This window comes from Sphingobium sp. SA2, assembly GCF_032227065.1.
Lineage (GTDB): Bacteria > Pseudomonadota > Alphaproteobacteria > Sphingomonadales > Sphingomonadaceae > Sphingobium.
In genome coordinates, this window is the sequence record NZ_JAPMXX010000006.1 from 78375 (window position 1) to 95871 (window position 17497).

A 17497-nucleotide genomic window follows, 5' to 3' on the forward strand; every position below is an offset into this window, starting at 1 on the left:
CGTTACCTTCCGAGGGTGGCGAGCATGAGATAGGCGAGGCGCGCAGTCTGCGGCTGGGGCCGGATGCCGACATCGACCTGTTCGCTGAGGCGCTGGGTTTCGATCCGCACATAATCGGCGGGCTGGACCGTCTTGGCGCCCGATGGCAGCGCGGCGGCGGCATATTGCACCTCACCGCCGAGGCTGCCGGAGCTTTTTTCGAGCTTCGCGGCGAAACGGTCGCGAATGTCGGCGAAGCTGCGCGCGCTGCCTGACCGGTCGTAGAAGATCGACCGGTTGGCGCGCGCGGCGGCGGGAAAGAGCGAAGCGGCGGTGGCACCGGGCGCGCGATCATGGACCGAGAGGAATTTGCTGGCACCGCCCACGCCCAGAAAATGGGCAAGATAAAGATCGACCGGTCCGGCTTCGCGACCGAGCTTCTGTTCCAGATAGGCCTTGTTGTCGGCGGCGTGCTGCGCGGCCATGACCGAGGCGGTTTCGGGATGTTTGCGCAGGTCGAGTATCTGCTGGCGCAGTTGCGGGTCCGCCACATGATAGCGGCCGTTGCTGCTCTGGCTGATCGCGTCGGATGCCCAGCCAAGCCCATAGTCGCTGCCATGCTTGTCGATGACGGCGAGCCAGCTCTGGTCGATAAATTGATAGAGGCCGGTCGCCGACGATGTGGTGGCGCGCGCGGTGGGGTTGAGGCTGCTTTCGATCTTCGCCTGACCCAGCAGATAGGAGAAGTCGACACCGGTACGGCGGCTCGCCATGGCGATCGCGTTGGTCACGCGATTGCCCGTCGATGTCGCCCCGGTAGTGATGTCTGCGAAAGCCGACACTTGACCCTAATCCCCAATCATTGCGGAGATCATTAGAGCAAGGCTTGTGCCAAGATTTGGTTAACGCGGCGTCAGGAAATTTGGCCCGCAACGCAAAACGGCACCTTTCGGTGCCGTTTTAGGAAAAACAGGAAATAAAGTTCACCGGCCGTAAGTGAGCGGCGCGTGGGTCGATCCATGAGCGGCGAGCATGGCAAGTCGTTGATTCGCATGGTCGGCCAGCAAGCTGACACGCACGCGGGCGCTTTCGAGCAAGGGCAGCATGGCGTTCAGCCGTTCGATCACGATCGGTTCGGAGCGCCATGCACCGACACCGCGCACGGCGGCGGCGGCCCGGCTGACGCGGTTGCTCGCCAGTTCGATGGCGACGGCATCGGTGCCGTCCAGCACATCGCGCAGATCCTCGAACGCTTCGAACAGGTCATCCAGCGCGGCGAGCCCCAGCGGCATGATCGTTACCCCGCAGCAGACAGGTCGAGCGCGACCATGCGATCAGCGATCGCGGCGGCATCGACCGGATAATTGCCCGACGCGATCGCGGCCTTGATCGCGGCGATGCGGTCCATATCGACCGGCGCGCCTTCTGCCGCCATGCGGGCAGCGGGGCTGGCAGAAGTCGACGCGGGTGACGCCGTCGCTGAACCGGTGGTCGAAGACGCGCGCGTCTTGCCCCCTTCGCGCAGGCGGGTCGCCTCTATGGCAGCACTGATGCTTTGGCCGACAGATTTGATCATTGGCTTCAATCCTTCACTCGTCCCTATAGGCGTATAACGGACAAGTTCAAAAATCCTTAAACCCCGGAACACGCACCAGGCCCATTTCCACGACCTGGGCCAAAATGGGGGCGGCGCGCTTGTCTTCGCGGACGCGGATCGTGTCGCCGACGGCGCCATCCTCATCCGCGATCATGCCGCGCGAAACGTTGAAGAGCGCGTTGCCGGCGATCAACTGCACCGGATCGCCCTTGCGCACGACGCTTTCCTGGGGCGTGGCGCGGGCGGCGGGTGTGAAGCGGCTGGCCGTGCGCGGCCCTGGTCCCGATGCGGCGGCCGATGCACCTGCAACGAGCGGCACGCGGATGCGCCAGCCAAGCGATTCGCATTTGACCATCGCCGCGCCGAACACCGGGCCTTCGACCTTGGGCATCGTCGGGCAGGCGGCGAGCTTCAAGCGGCGATCCACCGGGGCCATCGGCCCACCCGGTTCGCCCAGATTGGCACCCACCGACATAGCGACGAGGCTGTCGATGCGATCGAGATTTTCGAACCGCTGCTGCGCCAGCACGGGCGCGGCGACAAGCAGCGCGGCGGTGGCGAGAAGGAACGGATAAGCGCGAGGCACGGCATGTCTCCTGACAAGGTCGGCGGTTCTATGCCGGGAATTTCAGCAATATCCGTGCCAAGTTGGTCAACGTGCCTCCGCCTGCCCCGGCGCGATGCGGATCACCTGCCCCTGCCCGCTTTTGCCGTCGGACTGGTCGAGGCCGCGGATCAGCAGCCGATCCTGCGCGATGCCATCCAATTTCAGCGCGCGGGCGACGGCGCCAAGGCGAGCGGCGGCCAGATCCCAATCGTCGAAGCGCTGGCGGGCGCGGTCGGAGCCACGACTGCGTATCTCGACGCCACCCGGCTCGCGCGCAAAGCGGCGGGCGATGGCGGACAGGCGCGACTGGCCCTGCGCCGTGAGCAAGGCTTCGCCCGGCTCGAACAGGTCGGCCGCGCGCAATTCCACGCCCTGCCGCATAGCTCGGCCGCCAAATTGTTGAGCGACGCCCGCCAGCACGACATCGCGCCGCGCGCCGCTCGCCTGCAACAGCACGAAGAAGGCGAGCAGCAGCAGCAGCAGATCGGCAAAGCTGACGGCCCAGCGATTGCGCCGGGCGATGGCGGAGGCCGTGCCTATCATGCGACTTCGCGTATCGCGCCGCGCCGGATCGGCGCATTTTCGCGCCGCGCGATCGCCAGCATTCGGGTTACCGCTTCGCGTTGCCAGGCAAGTTCCTGTTCGGACAGGTCGATGAGGCGCGCAGCGATCGGCGCAGCGACGACATTGGCGATCACCACGCCGTAGAAGGTGGTGAGCAGCGCGAGCGCCATGGCCGGGCCGAGGGCGGCGGGATCGTCCATGGCCGCGAACATGCCGACGAGGCCGATGATGGTGCCGGCCATGCCAAGGGCGGGCGCGGCATCGGCGATGGACAGCCAGGCCTTATGCACCGCGCCATGGCGCTGCGCGCGGTCGGCGAGCGCTTGGCTTGCCCAGAGCTCGAACTGGTCGGTGCGGTCGCAATTGGCAAGCTTGCGCGCGGCATCGGTCAGGAAGGGCGAGGCTGTCTTGACGCGATCGGCGCAAGCAAGGCCGCGCAATTGCGCCACCTGATCAATTTTGAGCATGGTCGCACGGGCAGCGTCGCGGTCGCGCGCGGGATCGGCCGTGACCAGCGGCCCCAGTGCCAGCATCGCCCGCCCCAGGGGCCCCGCGCCATTCTGAAACAGAGCGACCAGCAGGATGCCTGCAATTATTGCGAGCAGCGTCACGGGATCGAATAAATGGCCTATAATAGTGATCATATATGCCTGTCCCCATAGGCCCGTAGCGCGACGGCAAGATGCTGCCGCAGCCCGGCAATTTTTTGCCGCCCTTGCCGCCTTCCCCCGCAAAAGCCCGGATTTCCGGGCATTTCCGCCTTGCCGTTGCGTCACCCACGCAAAATGGCACGGCTCTTGCTGAATTCAGGCTGGATCACCCGCAATGGACGCCATCAGGGGTCAGAACGGCGGGGGAAACGAAACTTTTAGGGCCAGCAGGCAAAAAGGGCAGGATCAGTGGAAGACGGTTTGTTCGGCATTCATGGAAAGGCGCTGGCGCTTCGCTCGCAGCGGCTGTCCCTGTTGGCGTCCAACATCGCCAACGCATCGACCCCCGGCTACAAGGCGCGCGACATTGATTTCGATGCGGCGCTGCAAAAGGCCACGACGCAGGCGAGCGGCAATGCCGCCGACGTGTCCAAGGCGGTCGATGACGCCATGGGCTATCGCGTCCCGCTGCAGCCCAGCCTCGACGGCAATACCGTCGAACTCAGCACCGAACAGACGCTGTTTGCCGAAAATGCGGTCAAATATCGCACCACCCTCTCCTTCCTTGAGGGTCGCATCAACACCATCAACCGTGCGCTCAGGGGAGAATGAGCATGAGTGGCTCTGGTCCCATGAACATATTCGACATTGCCGGGCGCGCCATGAGCGCGCAACTCGTCCGGTTGAACGCCACCGCGTCCAACATGGCCAATGCGGGCAATGTCACTGGCAGCGCGGCGGACGCCTATCGCGCGATCAAGCCGGTCTTCACATCGGTCACCGACAGCCCCGGCATGGCGAGCGTCAAGGTTTCCGAGATCGTCACCACCAAGGCCGAACCGACCAAGCGGCACGACCCCAACCACCCGCTGGCCGACGCCAATGGCGATGTGTGGGAAGCGGCGGTGGATAGCAATGCGGAGTTGGTCGACATGATCGAGACCGCGCGCATGTACCAGAATAATGTGCAGGTGCTGAACACTGCCAAATCCCTGATGCTCGAAACCATAAGGATCGGCAAATGAGCACGATTTCAACGGCCACCGACGCAGCCGGGCTGTCCGTCTATAACGCCAATGCCAATGTCGGCACCGGCAAGTCGGAAATGGGCCAGGCCGATTTCCTGCGCCTGCTCACCGCGCAGATGCAGACGCAAGATCCGTTCGAACCGGTCAACAATGCCGAGATGGTGTCGCAGATGGCGACCATCACCAATTCGAGCGGCATTGCCGAAATGAACGCGACGCTCAAGGGGCTGGCCGCCGATATGGGCGGCACCCGGCTGGGCGATGCGGCAAGCTGGATCGGCAAGTCGATGCTGGTGCAGAGCAATATCGCGGCGCCTGACGCGAGCGGGCTTTATGCGGGACAGATCACCCTGCCTGAAGCGACAGACGGCGCGAGCGTCGAGCTGATCGATGGCAGCGGCAATGTCGTCAAGACCATCGACCTTGGCACGCAGGCCGCCGGCGACGTCACCTTCTATTGGGATGGCAAGAATGATGCGGGCGATACGATCGCCAGTTCCGCGCTGCAGGTGAAGGTCAATGGTGCGACGCCCAGCAAGGTCGCGACCTGGGCCACCATCGCCGCGGTCCAGTCCCCCGCCGACGGATCATCGTCCAAACTCATTACCGCGCTGGGCAGTTACAGCCCGTCCGACGCCATCAGCCTGATGTAATCTCACCACCTTTTTTTCTTTCCTTTTCACCCAGGGAGCAACGCCATGTCCTTCTATATCTCACTATCCGGCCTCAAGGGCGCCCAGACCGATCTGGCCACCATTTCCAACAATGTCGCCAACGTCAATTCGACCGCCTTCAAGAAGAGCAAGGTGCAGTTCGGCGACATTTTCGCCGCCGCGCCGATGCAGACGACCAGTCAGGTTGCGGGCCAGGGCGTGCGCGTGCAGGGCATCGCCCAGCAGTTCACGCAAGGGACGATCGAAACCACCGACAAGACGCTGGACCTCGCCATCACCGGCGAAGGCTATTTCACCGTCAAGGCGCCGGACGGCACCGTCAGCTACACCCGCAACGGTGCGTTCTCGGTCGATGACGACCGCTATGCCGTCGATACCACGGGCGCGCGCATCCAGGTGTTCAGCGTCGATCCGGCCACCGGCGCGCTGACCACGCCGCCGACGTCGGCGAGCAGCCCCGCCGATCTGACCGATCTCCAGATCCCGACCACCTATCTGGGTGCCGATGGCGGCGCGCAGTTGACCAGCGTCGGCGTCGCCAAGAACGGCCTGGTGTCGGCCATCTATGCCGATGGCAGCACCGCCTATCTGGGCCAGGTCGCCATGGCGTCGTTCAACAGCCAGGAAGGCTTGCGCCAGGAAGGCGATGCCCATTGGTCCTCGACCGTCGCGAGCGGCACGCCCATCCTGGGCACCGCCAATGAAGGCATGTTCGGTGCGGTCAATAGCGGGTCGCTGGAACGCTCGAACGTCGACATCACCGAGGAACTGGTGGCGCTGATTTCCGCGCAGCGAAATTTCCAGGCGAACAGCAAGGCGATCGAGACAGCGAACACGCTGACCACCACCATCGTCAACATGCGTACCTAAACATCCAACGGTAGAAGGCTTCGTCCATGGACCGGCTCGTCAACACGGCACTTACGGCAATGCGCGGCGCGATGGCGCGGCAGGCGTCGATCGCGAACAACCTCGCCAACGCCAACACCGTTGGCTTTCGCGCAGAGATTGCCAATGCCGAGACGCGCTGGCTCCAGGGCGACACCTTCGACACGCGGGCGCAGGCGTCCGAACAAGTGATCGCCGCCAGCATGGAGGGCGGGGCCGTCACCGCGACGGGCAATCCGCTAGACGTGGCGATGAATGGCGACGCGCTGCTGGCCGTGCAGGGCGCGGACGGCAGCGAAGCCTATACCCGTCGGGGCGACCTCAAAATCTCTGACAGTGGTCTGCTAACCACCGGCGACGGCTTGCCGGTGCTGGGGGCTGGCGGTCCCATCACCCTGCCCCAGCTCGACAGCGTGTCGATCGCGCAGGATGGCAGCATCTGGGGCGTGCCGCAGGGCGGCGACCCGGCCAATCCGCAGCTGGTCGATGCGCTCAAACTGGTCAGCCCGGTTGGCTCCGGCATCGCCAAGGGTACCGATGGCCTGTTCCGCGAGGTGAATGGCGGCGCGCTGCCGCAAGACCCGCTGGCGTCGGTCACCGCCGGGTCGATCGAGGGATCGAACGTCAACGCGACCAAGGCGCTGGTGCAGATGATCGAGGCGAGCCGCGCGTTCGAAACGCAGGTGAAGCTGATCGATACCGCCAAGCAGCTGGACGATGGCGGCGCATCGCTGATGCGGCTCGATAGCTGAGATATATGGTTAATATTGGCACGCATCTTGCTGTGTCTGACGCATAAGCACCCTTCCAAGGGATGCCGCACGGAGAAATGAACGATGAGCAACGCCGCCCTTCATGTCGCCCGCACCGGCCTTGACGCGCAGAACACGAAGATGCGCGTGATCGCCAACAATCTGGCGAACGTCAACACGACCGGCTTCAAGCGCGACCGCGCCGATTTCGAAACGCTCGCCTATCAGCAGATGATCGCGGCAGGCGCCAATTCGGACAGCGAAAACAAGTTCGCGACCGGCCTGAACCTGGGGTCGGGCGTCTCGCTGCAGGGCACGAGCAAGATCAATACGCAGGGTACGCTGAGCCAGACCGGCAATGCGCTGGACATGGCGATCGAAGGCTCCGGCTTCTTCCAGATCCAGCGCCCCGACGGCTCCATTGCCTATACCCGCGCGGGCAATTTCAGCGTCACTGCCGAGGGCAACGTCGTCACCAGCGACGGCCTGCCGCTGATCCCGCAGATCACCGTGCCCGAAGGTGCGACGTCGGTCACGGTCGGCAATGACGGCACGGTATCGGCGACGTTGCAGGGCGAGGCGGAACCCACGCAGCTTGGCCAGATCGAACTGGCGACCTTCATGAATGCGTCGGGGCTGCAGTCGATCGGCGGCAACCTGCTCACCGAAAGCGCCGCCAGTGGCGTGCCGCAGGTTGGCGTCGCGGGGCTGGAAGGGCGCGGTTCGATCCGATCGGGCAGCCTGGAAACGTCCAACGTCAATATCGTGGAGGAGCTGGTCGAGATGATCGAGACGCAGCGCGCCTATGAGGTCAACAGCAAGATGATCAAGGCGACCGATGAAATGCTCCAATATGTCAATCAGAATATGTGATCTGATATGATGTATGCCAATCAAAACCCGTTCGGGCTGAGCCCGTCGAAGCCCTCCCCTGCGCAGCGCGAAGTGGCCTCCCTGTCGGTCGGCCGAGCCCTTCGACTTCGCTCAGGGCGAACGGCCATGTTTATCGTATCGGCGGCAACGCTGGTGGCTTTCGCCGCCTCTCCTGCCCTGGCGGGCAAGAAGCGCGATGCCGAACGGGCGCATTATGCCCCGGCCATCGTCGCGCAACCGCCGGTGCCGCAGGCCAATGGATCGATCTTTCAGACATCGGTCGGCTATACGCCGCTGACCAGCGGCGCGCGCGCCACGACGGTCGGCGACATCATCACCATCGTCCTGGTCGAACGGACGCAGGCAACCAAGAGCAACAGCGCCGATACCAGCCGCAACGGCAATATCGGCCTGGCACCGCCCACGACCGGCGTGCTGTCCAAGCTCTTCTCCGCGAGCGACGTGGCGATGGGCGGCCAGAATAATTTTGCGGGCCAGGGCGGCGCGACCCAGTCCAACGCCCTTTCGGGTGAGATCACCGTGACGATCGCGGCGGTCTATCCCAACGGCACGATGCTGGTGAAGGGCGAGAAGGCGCTGACGCTCAATCGCGGCGACGAGTATATCCAGATCAGCGGCCTCGTCCGCCAGGCCGACATCAGCCCGGACAATCGCATCGCCTCGACCCGCGTGGCCGATGCCAAGATTATCTACACCGGCAAGGGTGAGATCGCCCGCGCCAGCAAGCAAGGCTGGTTGCAGAGCCTCTTCTCGATGATCAGCCCCTTCTGATGGAGAGCATCGTGAAAAGCATCTTCGATCGCGTCGCCTCCATCCTCCCCTTGCAGGGGAGGTGGCAGGGCGTAGCCCTGACGGAGGGGTGTCGCCCTATCGAGGGGGTGACACCCCTCCACCGGCTTCGCCGGTCCCCCTCCCCTTTCAGGGGAGGATTTTTCAGTGCGCTGTTCGCGAGCCTGTTCCTGATCGCCACATCGGCGCAGGCCGAGCGGGTCAAGGATCTGGGAACGTTCCAGGGCATCCGTCCGAACCAGCTCACCGGCTACGGCATCGTCGTGGGCCTGGCGGGTACGGGCGACGACAGCCTGCAATATGCGACCGAGGGTATGAAAGGCGTGGTGTCGCGCTTTGGCCTGACGTTGCCGCAGGGCATCAATCCCGCGCTCAAAAATGCGGCCGCCGTTCTGGTGACGGCCGATCTGCCCGCCTTTGCCAAGCCGGGCCAGCGGCTCGACGTCACGGTGTCGGCGCTGGGTAAGGCCAAGTCGCTGCGCGGCGGTACGCTGATCATGACCCCCCTGCGCGGTGCCGATAACGAGATCTACGCCATGTCGCAGGGTAATCTGGCGGTCGGCGGCCTCGGCGTATCCGGCGCGGATGGCAGCCAGGTGTCGGTCAACATCCCCTCGGCCGGGCGTATCCCCGGCGGGGCGACGGTAGAGCGCGCGGTCGCGACGGGTTTCGATACCGCGCCGACTCTGACCTTCAACCTGGCCGAAGCCGACCTCACCACCGCGCTGCGCGTGGCGGATGGCATCAACCGGGCCTTTGGCGATCGGCGCGCGCGCGCCATGGATGCCGTGTCAGTCGCGATCGACGCCATTCCGGGCGCAGAAGACCGCATTTTGATGATGGGCATGATCGAGAATATCGAGATTTCCCCTGCCGATGCCGCCGCCAAGGTGATCGTCAACGCGCGCACCGGCACCGTGGTCATCAATGGCGCGGTCCGCATCCATCCGGCCGCCGTCGCGCATGGCAAATTGACCGTCAGCGTCAATGAAGCGCCGCGCATCGTCCAGCCCGCACCCTTCAGCCGAGGCGAGACGGCGGTCGAGCAGCAGAGCGCCATCAGCATCGACGAAGAAAAGAAACCGATGGTCAATTTTAAAGGTGGGGCGTCGCTGGCCGATATAGTGAAGGCGGTCAATGCGATCGGGGCTTCCCCGGCGGACATGGTCGCCATCCTCGAAGCCTTGAAACAGGCGGGCGCAATGAAGGCGGAACTGGTGGTGCTATGATGCAGGTGACAACGACCCCCGCCGCCACGGCGCCATCGGGCGCAGGCACCGCGAACAAGGCGGCGCTGGAAAAGGCGGCGCAGCAGTTCGAGGCGATCTTCCTGCGCCAGATGATCGGCGCGATGCGCTCTGCGAGCCTGGCCGAAGGGATCAGCGATTCGAGCGCGACCGAGCAATTCCAGTCGATGGCCGATTCCCGCACCGCCGACGCGCTGGCGGGCAGCAACAGCATGGGCATCGCCCAATTGCTGATCCGGCAGTTCGGCGAGCGGGTCGCCCCCGCCGCACCGGCCACGGGCGAATGAGCGACCTGTTCATCATCGGTGCGTCCGGCACCCGCGCCTATCGCACCGCCATGGCGGCGATCGCGGAGAATATCGCCAATGCCAGCACGGAAGGCTATACTAGGCGCAGCGTGACGACCGGCGAGTCCGGCGCATCCACCGCGACGATGGCCTATTATACCGCACGCGCCAATTTCGGCGGCGTCCAGGTGATGAGCGTGGATCGCGGGGCCGACCCCTATCTCGATGCGACCGTGCGCCTGACCACGATGAACCTCGCCAGTTCGGCCGCACGGCTGCGCTGGCAGGGCGATACCGAGATTGCGCTGAACGACGGCGCCACTGGCATCGGCCAGCTGATGACCGGCATGTTCCAGAATATGGACAAGCTGGCCGCCGCGCCGGGCGATACGTCGCTGCGCGTCACGACGCTGGACAGTATCGGCCGCGTCGCCGACGCTTTCCGCCAGACCGCCGCCGATCTGGATGCCGTGTCCAAGGGGATCGAGGCCGAAGGGCAATCGGTGGTGGGCAGCGCCAATGCGTCGCTGGCCGCGCTTGCCGACATCAACAACAGCCTGCTGCGCGCGCAGCCCGGAACGTCCGCCTATGCCCAGTTGCTCGACAGCCGGGACGCGGCGTTGCAGGATCTGAATGAAACGCTGAACGTCGATATCAGCTTCGGCGCGAGGGGCGTGGCTGAGGTCAGCTATGGCGGGCAGACGCTGGTGACCGGCAATAGCGCGACCAGCCTGTCGCTCGCCGCCGATGAAGATGGTCGCCTGTCGCTCAGCCTGAGCGATGGAACGGCGCTGTCTGTCCCGGCCAACGGGACGCTGGGCGGCCTCTTTTCCGCTGCCGACACGGCGGCTGACCGTGCCGACGATCTCGATACGCTGGCCGAACAGTTCGTGACCAACATCAATGACTGGCATGCGCAGGGCGTTACCGATGGCGGCGCGGCTGGCGCACCTCTGCTGGCCTTTGGCGGTAGTGCCGCCAGCGTCACGGCCCTGGGGCTTGCGCCCGACGAGCTGGCGCTGCGGTCTGGCGACGGGACGCTCAACGGCAATCTGCTGACGGTATCCTCGACCCTGCGCGGCAATGGCAGCGTGGAACAGGGCTGGACCGCGCTGATCGCCACCCAGGCCAATCTCCTGGGCGCGACCAAGGCGGAAAACACCACGGCGCAGGGCCGCAGCGATCAGGCGGTGGCGGCGCGCGAGGCGGTGAGCGGGGTCGACCTCGACATGGAAGCCGCCGACCTGTTGCGCATCCAGCAAGCCTATTCGGGCAGCGCCAAGATATTGCAGATGGCGAAGGAAACCATCGATGCGATCCTCCAGATCATCTGACCGGCAAAGGGCTGAACCATGGTAGGCATTACGCACAAGATCATGCTCGCCGAAATCAGGCGGCAACAGTCGCTGTCGAAGAGCATCATCGAGGGACAGACCGCGGTATCCACCGGCGTCACGCTCAACAAGGCATCGGACAATGCGCTCGCCTGGGTCCAGGTGTCGGACATCGCCCGCGCCCAGTCGCAACAGGCCGCCTGGCAGGCCAATATCAGCTATGGCACGACCCGCGCCACCAATGCCGAAGCCAATCTGGCCGAAGTCGACACCCTGTTGCAACGCGCGCAGGTGCTGGTGACGTCGGCGCGCAACGGGTCGCTCAACGACACCAGCCGCGCCGCGATATTGGAGGAAATGTCGACGATCCGCACGACGATCGGCGAATTGTTCAACCAGAAGGATTATCAGGGCACGCCGGTCTTCGACGAAGGCCAGAGCGTGTTGGTGCCGGTCAGCCGGGGCATGAACCTGGCGGTCGTCGCTACCCGGCAGGAGGTGTCCGAGGGCATCGATGTCGATGGCACGCCGATGTCGATCGACGACATGCTGGGCCAGGCCATGACCGCACTGGAAGGCAGCGACGATGCGGCGCTGGCGAGTGCGCTCGACGCGGTGAAGACGGGGCAGAGCCACATCGTCGTCGAACAGGCGCGGCAGGGCGTGCGCAGCGACCGGCTGGATGTCATCGGCACGCGGCTGACCGATATCGGCCTTGATTATACCGAGCGGCGCGCGAGCCTGGAGTCGACCAATTTGAGCGAGGTCATTTCCAACGTATCGGCGCAATTGCTGCAGCTGGAGGCGGCACAGTCCGCCTTTGCCCGGATCAACAAGCAGACGCTGTTCGACCTGATCGGCTAAAAAAACGGCTGTCCTAAAGCTGCCGCTAACCAGTCCGTATTAACCAAGTGACGGACCCTTTGATGGGGTCGATGCCCCAGGGCATATTTTTCGGGGATTACCATGTTAGCAGTCATCGGCCTTGTCGTCCTGTTGGTCATGGTATTTGGCGGGTTCATCATCACCGGCGGCGATATCGGCCCGGTGCTGCACGCCCTGCCCCATGAAATGATGATCATCGGTGGCGCGGCCGTTGGCGCGCTGATCATCGGCAATTCGGGCGCCGACCTCAAGGCGCTGGGCGGTGGCCTGGCCAAAGTGTTCAAGGGGCCGCAATATAAGAAACAGGATTTCCTCGACTGCATCTTCCTTGTCAGCAAGCTGATGAAGACATTGCGGGTCGAAGGGCCGGTCGCGCTGGAACCGCATATCGAAGATCCGGCCAGTTCGACGATCTTCACCGAATATCCGCGCCTGATGAAAGACAAGACGCTGATTCATCTGATCAGCGATACGTTGCGTCTGGTGGTGGTCTCGTCTGGCACGCTCGATCCGCACGCGGTCGAGGATGTGATGGATAACAGCCTCAAGACCCACCATCATGAAGCGATCAAGCCCGCCGACAATCTGCAGGGCCTGGCCGACGCCCTGCCCGCGCTCGGCATCGTCGCCGCCGTGCTGGGCGTGGTGAAAACCATGGGGTCGATCGACCAGCCGCCCGCCATTTTGGGCGCGATGATCGGTTCGGCGCTGGTTGGCACCTTCCTGGGCGTGTTGCTGGCCTATGGCATGGTCAATCCCTTCGCCAATCGGTGCCGCAGCGTGATCGAGGCGGACGGCGCGATCTATCATGTCGTCAAGCAGATCATCGTCGCCTCGCTCCACGGTCACCCGCAGCCGCTGGTGATCGAGGCCGCGCGCTCCAGCCTTCCCCATGCGAACCAGCCGGCCTTTGCCGAAGTGTTCGACGGCATGCGGGGCAAATAAGCCGTGGCGGGGGACAAGAAACGCGGCGCGAACGAGCCCGAACCACGGCCGATCATCGTCAAGAAGATCATCGTGGAGGGCCATGGCGGTCATCATGGCGGTGCATGGAAGGTCGCCTATGCCGATTTCGTGACCGCGATGATGGCGTTTTTCCTGCTGATGTGGCTGCTGGGCGCGACCACGGAAAAGCAGCGCAAGGCGCTGGCCGACTATTTCACGCCGACACTGGTCGAACTCAAGATGGCGTCGGCTGGCTCCACCGGGCTGATGGGTGGCGACTCCATCATGGGCAAGGAAAATTATCCGACCACCGGTGGCCAGGGCAATTTGTCGATCACCATACCCAGGGACGCGAGCGGCACCAAGGACCAGGGCGGCAAGGCGATGCGCGCGGCCGACCGGCAGAAGTTCGAATCGATCAAGAAAAAGCTGGAAGCGCAGATGATGCGCAAGGGACTGGAAAAACTGCGCAAACATGTGCGGTTCACCGAGACGCGCGAGGGATTGCGCATCGACCTGATCGACGAGGCGGATTTTGCGATGTTCGCGATGGGCACCGACCGGCTGGTGCCGCAAGCCCGCGCGCTGATCACCGAGGTCGCTACCGCGCTGCAGACCATGCCCAACCTGTTGATCGTGCGCGGCCATACCGATGGCCTGCCCTATGCGTCGGGACGGACAATGAACAATTGGCTGCTGTCATCCAGCCGCGCCGAATCCACGCGCAAGGCGCTGGCCGACAGCGGCATCGGCAATGCCCGCTTCGCCCGGATCGAGGGCGTCGCCGATCGCGAACCCTTCATCAAGGGCGACAGCTATGACCCGCGCAACCGGCGCATGTCGATCATCCTGGGCTGGACCCGTGGCGGCGACGGTGCGGCGGATGCGGACATGGACGCAGAGACCAAGGCCGCAATCAAGGAACGCGACGATCCGGTGCGCGTCGCCACGGAGCAGGCCAAGAAGCTCGACATGGGCGGCACCGCGCTGCCGAGTGGCGCGGCGCTGATCAACCCGTCAGCGGCGGGAACGTCAAGCAAGCCGGGTCAGCATTGAGCGTAGCTTATGCTCAGGCAGGCGGGTCTGCGGGTGTTTCTGTCAAATCCAATATATCATAGCCACCGGTTGCGATGCGCCGTTGAATATGGCTTCCGACCGGGACCATATACTGACTCCGCTGGGTGAAACGCTCGATACGATAATGCCCCTGACCATGGCCTTCGTCGGTCGTGGCGGAGTAACGACGATCTGCAATTTGACGGAGGGCGGGTTGTACCCAGGCTTTCGACGTCGATCCCCGCAGAATTTCAACATCCTCCGTGCGCCCGTCAGGTCGTATCCAAAAGCCGATATCTGCCCAACGTATGGCGGCGTAATCGCTGGCCCTGGCAGAAATCGGATCCACGCCACCAAACATTCGGGCGCTCGCATTGGCGGCGGCGGTTGCGGTAGGGCCGTAGGGCGGCGACCAGATCAGTACGGCTTCACGGCCCCCATCCTGTCCCAATTCAGCCACGAGCCGGGAGATTTCCTCTTCATCTGCCCGGCGCGCCGCCAAACGAAGACGCAGAACCCGCAAGGCGATCTGATAGCCAGGCGTTTGCGCAAGGGGGCGTTCTTCAAGCCGGTCCAATAGTTCGGCCGATGTCCGGTTGTCACCACTGGCTGCACTCAACCATGCCCGCTTCATGCCTGCCAGCATGGCCGCCTTGTCCTGGCCCGACGCCAATGCATTCTGTTCGATGCCGCGATATGTAATCTCCGCCTGGCGATAGTCACCAAGCTTGATCCACATGTCACCCAAGGCCGTCGAACCGGAGATGCGCGATGGATCGTCTTCTGGCAAATGCCGCTCCAATATTCGCACCTGCTTGACGACGGCCCGTCGATAGGCCTGCTTGTCGCCTTCATGAACGGCAACCGTCGCATAGGCCTCATACAATGCCGCTACGGCTCTTGGTGCGACAGCGGCCTCTTGCTTGTTGCGATCAATCGCTGCGGCCAGCAACCGTTTAGCATCGAGGTAGGCACCATCCCTGAACTGCACCTCCGCCAAGGCAATCGATGCCTGCGCATCGCGCAATGGGGTGCAGCCCGTCTTGGCGCACTCGGCCTGCGCCTCAATAAGGCGTTGACCCGTGACGACGATATCGCTCGGCATCTGGAGAAGAAGCAAAAGACCTAGCATCGAACCCGTCCTTTATTACGGACCCCAAAGCTGCGCGATCAGCAAGGGGGATGCAAGCCCTTCACATGGCCGACAAGGGTTACGCCTCGCGGCCCCAATCACGCAGGCAGCACTAGGCTCGCCTCCAGCCCGCCCTCTGCGCGGTTGACGAGGCGCAATTCGCCCTGATGTTCGGCCATGATCGCGCGCACGAGCGCGAGGCCCAGTCCGGCCCCGCCGGTTTCGCGATTGCGGGAGCCTTCCAGGCGGGTGAAGGGTTCGAGCATTTCTTCCATCCGGTCCTCGGCGATGCCGGGGCCGTCATCGGCGACGACCAGCCGAATGGAACCCGCTTCGCGCACCACCGACACATGGGCGCGTTCGCCATAGACGATGGCGTTTTCGATGAGGTTGCGCAAGGCGCGGCGGATCTGTTGCGGTCGCACGAAGGCGACGGCGCGGTCGCTTTCGGTCATGTCGACGGGCGATTCCAGTTCGATGAAATCCTCGACCACAGCATCGGCAAGCGCGGCAAGATCGACCTTCTGCACCGATTCCGTGCTGCGTCCTGCGCGAGCGAGCGAGAGGATATCCTCCAGCATCCGGTTCATTTCATCGATGGTTTCGGACATGCGTGCGCGTTCGGCGTCATCCTCGACCGATTCGGCGCGGACCCGCAGCGAGGCGAGCGGCGTGCGCAGATCATGGCCGATGGCGCCCAGCATCCGGTCCTTTTCGTCCAGCATGGCGATGATCCGCGACCGCATGGCGTTGAAGGCCATGGTGAGATCACGCACGTCGCCGGGGCCGCGTTCGTCCACGGCGTCGGCCGCGCCGGTACGGGCAAATTGCTGCGCCGATCCGGTCAGTTGCTTCAGGGGGCGGGCGAGCCGACTGCCGATCCAGAGCAGAGGGAGGAGGACGATCACATAGAGGATGAGGGTCTGGCCGATCAGCCAGCCGCCAAAGCGTGCCGGACGATCGCCGCTCCGGGCTTGCGTGACGACCCATTTGCCTGGTTCATATTCGGCCGCCAGCGTCAGCCGCTCGACGCGATGGTCATGCGGCCGTTCGCCATCGGCGCGCACGCGAATCCGTTCCCAGCGGCGCATCGGCATCACCGCGTCGTCCTGCACCACGCGCACGGTCAGGATGCGCAGGCCGATATCCTCGAACATCGCCGCCGCCCGCTTTTCGATGTCCGGGCGGCTTTCGCCGGTCAGTTGCGGCGCGCCCTGCACGAAGCGCGCCCGCATCCGCGCCGGGCCAGGCCGGTCGGGGCGGTTGTCGAGCGCGTCGACCACGCGATAGACGGCGGGCGCGGTCTGCGCGGTCAATTGCAGCCGGATGCGCTCACGATAGAGCAGGCCGAAATTGATCGCCTGCGCCACGAACAGCGCCAGCGCGACGAGCGCGATGATCTGTCCGACCAGGCTTTGCGGCCAGAGGCGGAGGCGCTTCACAGTTTGCGCACATCTGCGGAGAGCGTGTAGCCCCCACCCCATACGGTCTTGATCAGCGTCGGATTCTTGGGGTCAGGCTCGATCTTCTTACGCAGACGGCTGATCTGATTGTCGATCGCGCGGTCGAAGGCGTTGGCCTCGCGCCCCTGGGTGATGTCGAGCAACTGGTCGCGGCTCAGCACCGAATTGGGGCGGGTGGCAAAGGCCAGCATCAGATTATATTCGGCGGTCGAGAGCGGCAGCGACACGCCCTCACTATCGACCAGCGTGCGTTCCTGCGTCTTGAGCAGCCATCCGGCGAAACTGTAATTGGCGCCGTCCGGCGCAGTCACGCGCTGGCCGCCGGTGGCGACGCGGCGGAAGATCACCTTGATCCGGGCGACCAGTTCGCGCGGGGAAAAGGGTTTGAGCACATAATCGTCCGCGCCAATCTCCAGGCCCACGATACGGTCGGTTTCTTCCGTCCGCGCGGTGAGCAGGATGACGGGGATTTCGCTGGTTTCGCGAATATGGCGGCAGAGCGAGAGCCCATCCTCGCCCGGCATCATGATGTCGAGGATCACCATATCGATCGCATTGGCGTTGAGGCGAATGCGTGCCTCCGCCGCGCTGTCGACGGCGGTGACGCGAAAGCCGTTGCGCGACAGATATTGCGCCAGCGGTTCGCGGATCGAACGCTCGTCATCGACGAGCAGGAGATGGGGTTTTTCGCTCATTGCGCCTGTCTGTCATGGGCGGGAAAAAGTT

At 64.1% G+C, this 17497-nt stretch carries 22 protein-coding genes; 13 read left to right on the top strand and 9 right to left on the bottom strand.

Annotated features, from left to right (window positions below; translation table 11 throughout):
• Positions 1-2: 2 nt before the first annotated feature.
• The 6 genes from OVY48_RS07820 to OVY48_RS07845 form a co-directional block, all read right to left on the bottom strand.
• The gene (locus OVY48_RS07820) at positions 3-821 is read right to left on the bottom strand and encodes a lytic transglycosylase domain-containing protein (RefSeq protein ID WP_313922410.1); all 819 of its coding nucleotides are present in this window, start codon (positions 819-821) and stop codon (positions 3-5) included.
• Between the two features lie 141 nt (positions 822-962).
• Positions 963-1271: a hypothetical protein gene (locus OVY48_RS07825; RefSeq protein WP_069065231.1), complete on the bottom strand. Its 309-nt coding sequence runs from the start codon at positions 1269-1271 to the stop codon at positions 963-965.
• Between the two features lie 5 nt (positions 1272-1276).
• Entirely contained in the window at positions 1277-1555 is a 279-nt protein-coding gene (gene flgM, locus OVY48_RS07830) for a flagellar biosynthesis anti-sigma factor FlgM (protein WP_096063212.1), read from the bottom strand.
• A gap of 46 nt (positions 1556-1601) precedes the next feature.
• Positions 1602-2162: a flagella basal body P-ring formation protein FlgA gene (locus OVY48_RS07835; protein ID WP_313922411.1), complete on the bottom strand. Its 561-nt coding sequence runs from the start codon at positions 2160-2162 to the stop codon at positions 1602-1604.
• A 66-nt stretch (positions 2163-2228) separates the two neighbouring features.
• Entirely contained in the window at positions 2229-2726 is a 498-nt protein-coding gene (locus OVY48_RS07840) for a flagellar motor protein MotB (RefSeq protein WP_313922412.1), read from the bottom strand.
• A complete protein-coding gene (locus OVY48_RS07845) occupies positions 2723-3391 on the bottom strand; it encodes a MotA/TolQ/ExbB proton channel family protein (RefSeq protein ID WP_313922413.1) in 669 nt (222 codons plus the stop codon). The genes OVY48_RS07840 and OVY48_RS07845 overlap by 4 nt, the downstream gene beginning before the upstream one ends.
• 255 nt (positions 3392-3646) lie before the next feature.
• Between OVY48_RS07845 and flgB the strand changes: the two genes are divergently transcribed.
• The 13 genes from flgB to OVY48_RS07910 all read left to right on the top strand — a co-directional run bounded on the left by flgB (position 3647) and on the right by OVY48_RS07910 (position 14176).
• Positions 3647-4009 (top strand): flagellar basal body rod protein FlgB, encoded by a 363-nt coding sequence (flgB, locus tag OVY48_RS07850; RefSeq protein ID WP_037477033.1) that lies wholly within the window; start codon positions 3647-3649, stop codon positions 4007-4009.
• Positions 4010-4029: 20 nt separating this feature from the next.
• Positions 4030-4422, top strand: a complete 393-nt coding sequence (flgC, locus tag OVY48_RS07855) for a flagellar basal body rod protein FlgC (RefSeq protein WP_409593051.1) — start codon at positions 4030-4032, stop codon at positions 4420-4422.
• Positions 4419-5078 (top strand): flagellar hook assembly protein FlgD, encoded by a 660-nt coding sequence (locus tag OVY48_RS07860; RefSeq protein WP_313922416.1) that lies wholly within the window; start codon positions 4419-4421, stop codon positions 5076-5078. The genes flgC and OVY48_RS07860 overlap by 4 nt, the downstream gene beginning before the upstream one ends.
• Before the next feature lie 45 nt (positions 5079-5123).
• Positions 5124-5969: a flagellar hook-basal body complex protein gene (locus OVY48_RS07865; RefSeq protein WP_069065239.1), complete on the top strand. Its 846-nt coding sequence runs from the start codon at positions 5124-5126 to the stop codon at positions 5967-5969.
• A gap of 26 nt (positions 5970-5995) precedes the next feature.
• Positions 5996-6739, top strand: a complete 744-nt coding sequence (locus OVY48_RS07870) for a flagellar basal body rod protein FlgF (RefSeq protein WP_313922417.1) — start codon at positions 5996-5998, stop codon at positions 6737-6739.
• Between the two features lie 84 nt (positions 6740-6823).
• Positions 6824-7612: a flagellar basal-body rod protein FlgG gene (gene flgG, locus OVY48_RS07875; protein WP_069065241.1), complete on the top strand. Its 789-nt coding sequence runs from the start codon at positions 6824-6826 to the stop codon at positions 7610-7612.
• 126 nt (positions 7613-7738) lie between these two features.
• Entirely contained in the window at positions 7739-8404 is a 666-nt protein-coding gene (locus tag OVY48_RS07880; protein WP_313922419.1) for a flagellar basal body L-ring protein FlgH, read from the top strand.
• A gap of 11 nt (positions 8405-8415) precedes the next feature.
• On the top strand, positions 8416-9651 hold the full coding sequence (locus OVY48_RS07885; RefSeq protein ID WP_313922420.1) for a flagellar basal body P-ring protein FlgI: 1236 nt from the start codon (positions 8416-8418) through the stop codon (positions 9649-9651).
• Positions 9651-9956, top strand: coding sequence for a rod-binding protein (locus OVY48_RS07890; RefSeq protein ID WP_037478986.1), 306 nt, complete (start codon positions 9651-9653; stop codon positions 9954-9956). Before OVY48_RS07885 ends, OVY48_RS07890 begins: the two co-directional genes overlap by 1 nt.
• A complete protein-coding gene (flgK, locus tag OVY48_RS07895; RefSeq protein ID WP_313922421.1) occupies positions 9953-11290 on the top strand; it encodes a flagellar hook-associated protein FlgK in 1338 nt (445 codons plus the stop codon). The genes OVY48_RS07890 and flgK overlap by 4 nt, the downstream gene beginning before the upstream one ends.
• Positions 11291-11308: 18 nt before the next feature.
• Positions 11309-12154: a flagellin gene (locus OVY48_RS07900; RefSeq protein WP_313922422.1), complete on the top strand. Its 846-nt coding sequence runs from the start codon at positions 11309-11311 to the stop codon at positions 12152-12154.
• Positions 12155-12256: 102 nt separating this feature from the next.
• Entirely contained in the window at positions 12257-13120 is an 864-nt protein-coding gene (gene motA, locus OVY48_RS07905) for a flagellar motor stator protein MotA (RefSeq protein ID WP_037477018.1), read from the top strand.
• A gap of 3 nt (positions 13121-13123) precedes the next feature.
• The gene (locus tag OVY48_RS07910; RefSeq protein WP_313922423.1) at positions 13124-14176 is read left to right on the top strand and encodes a flagellar motor protein MotB; all 1053 of its coding nucleotides are present in this window, start codon (positions 13124-13126) and stop codon (positions 14174-14176) included.
• A gap of 13 nt (positions 14177-14189) precedes the next feature.
• On the opposite strand, the gene OVY48_RS07915 is transcribed toward OVY48_RS07910, so the two are convergent.
• The 3 genes from OVY48_RS07915 to OVY48_RS07925 form a co-directional block, all read right to left on the bottom strand.
• Complete coding sequence (locus OVY48_RS07915; protein ID WP_313922424.1) at positions 14190-15308, bottom strand: hypothetical protein; 1119 nt, start codon at positions 15306-15308, stop codon at positions 14190-14192.
• Between the two features lie 98 nt (positions 15309-15406).
• Entirely contained in the window at positions 15407-16750 is a 1344-nt protein-coding gene (locus tag OVY48_RS07920) for an ATP-binding protein (RefSeq protein WP_313922425.1), read from the bottom strand.
• A complete protein-coding gene (locus tag OVY48_RS07925) occupies positions 16747-17466 on the bottom strand; it encodes a response regulator transcription factor (RefSeq protein ID WP_313922426.1) in 720 nt (239 codons plus the stop codon). Before OVY48_RS07925 ends, OVY48_RS07920 begins: the two co-directional genes overlap by 4 nt.
• Positions 17467-17497: the final 31 nt, after the last annotated feature.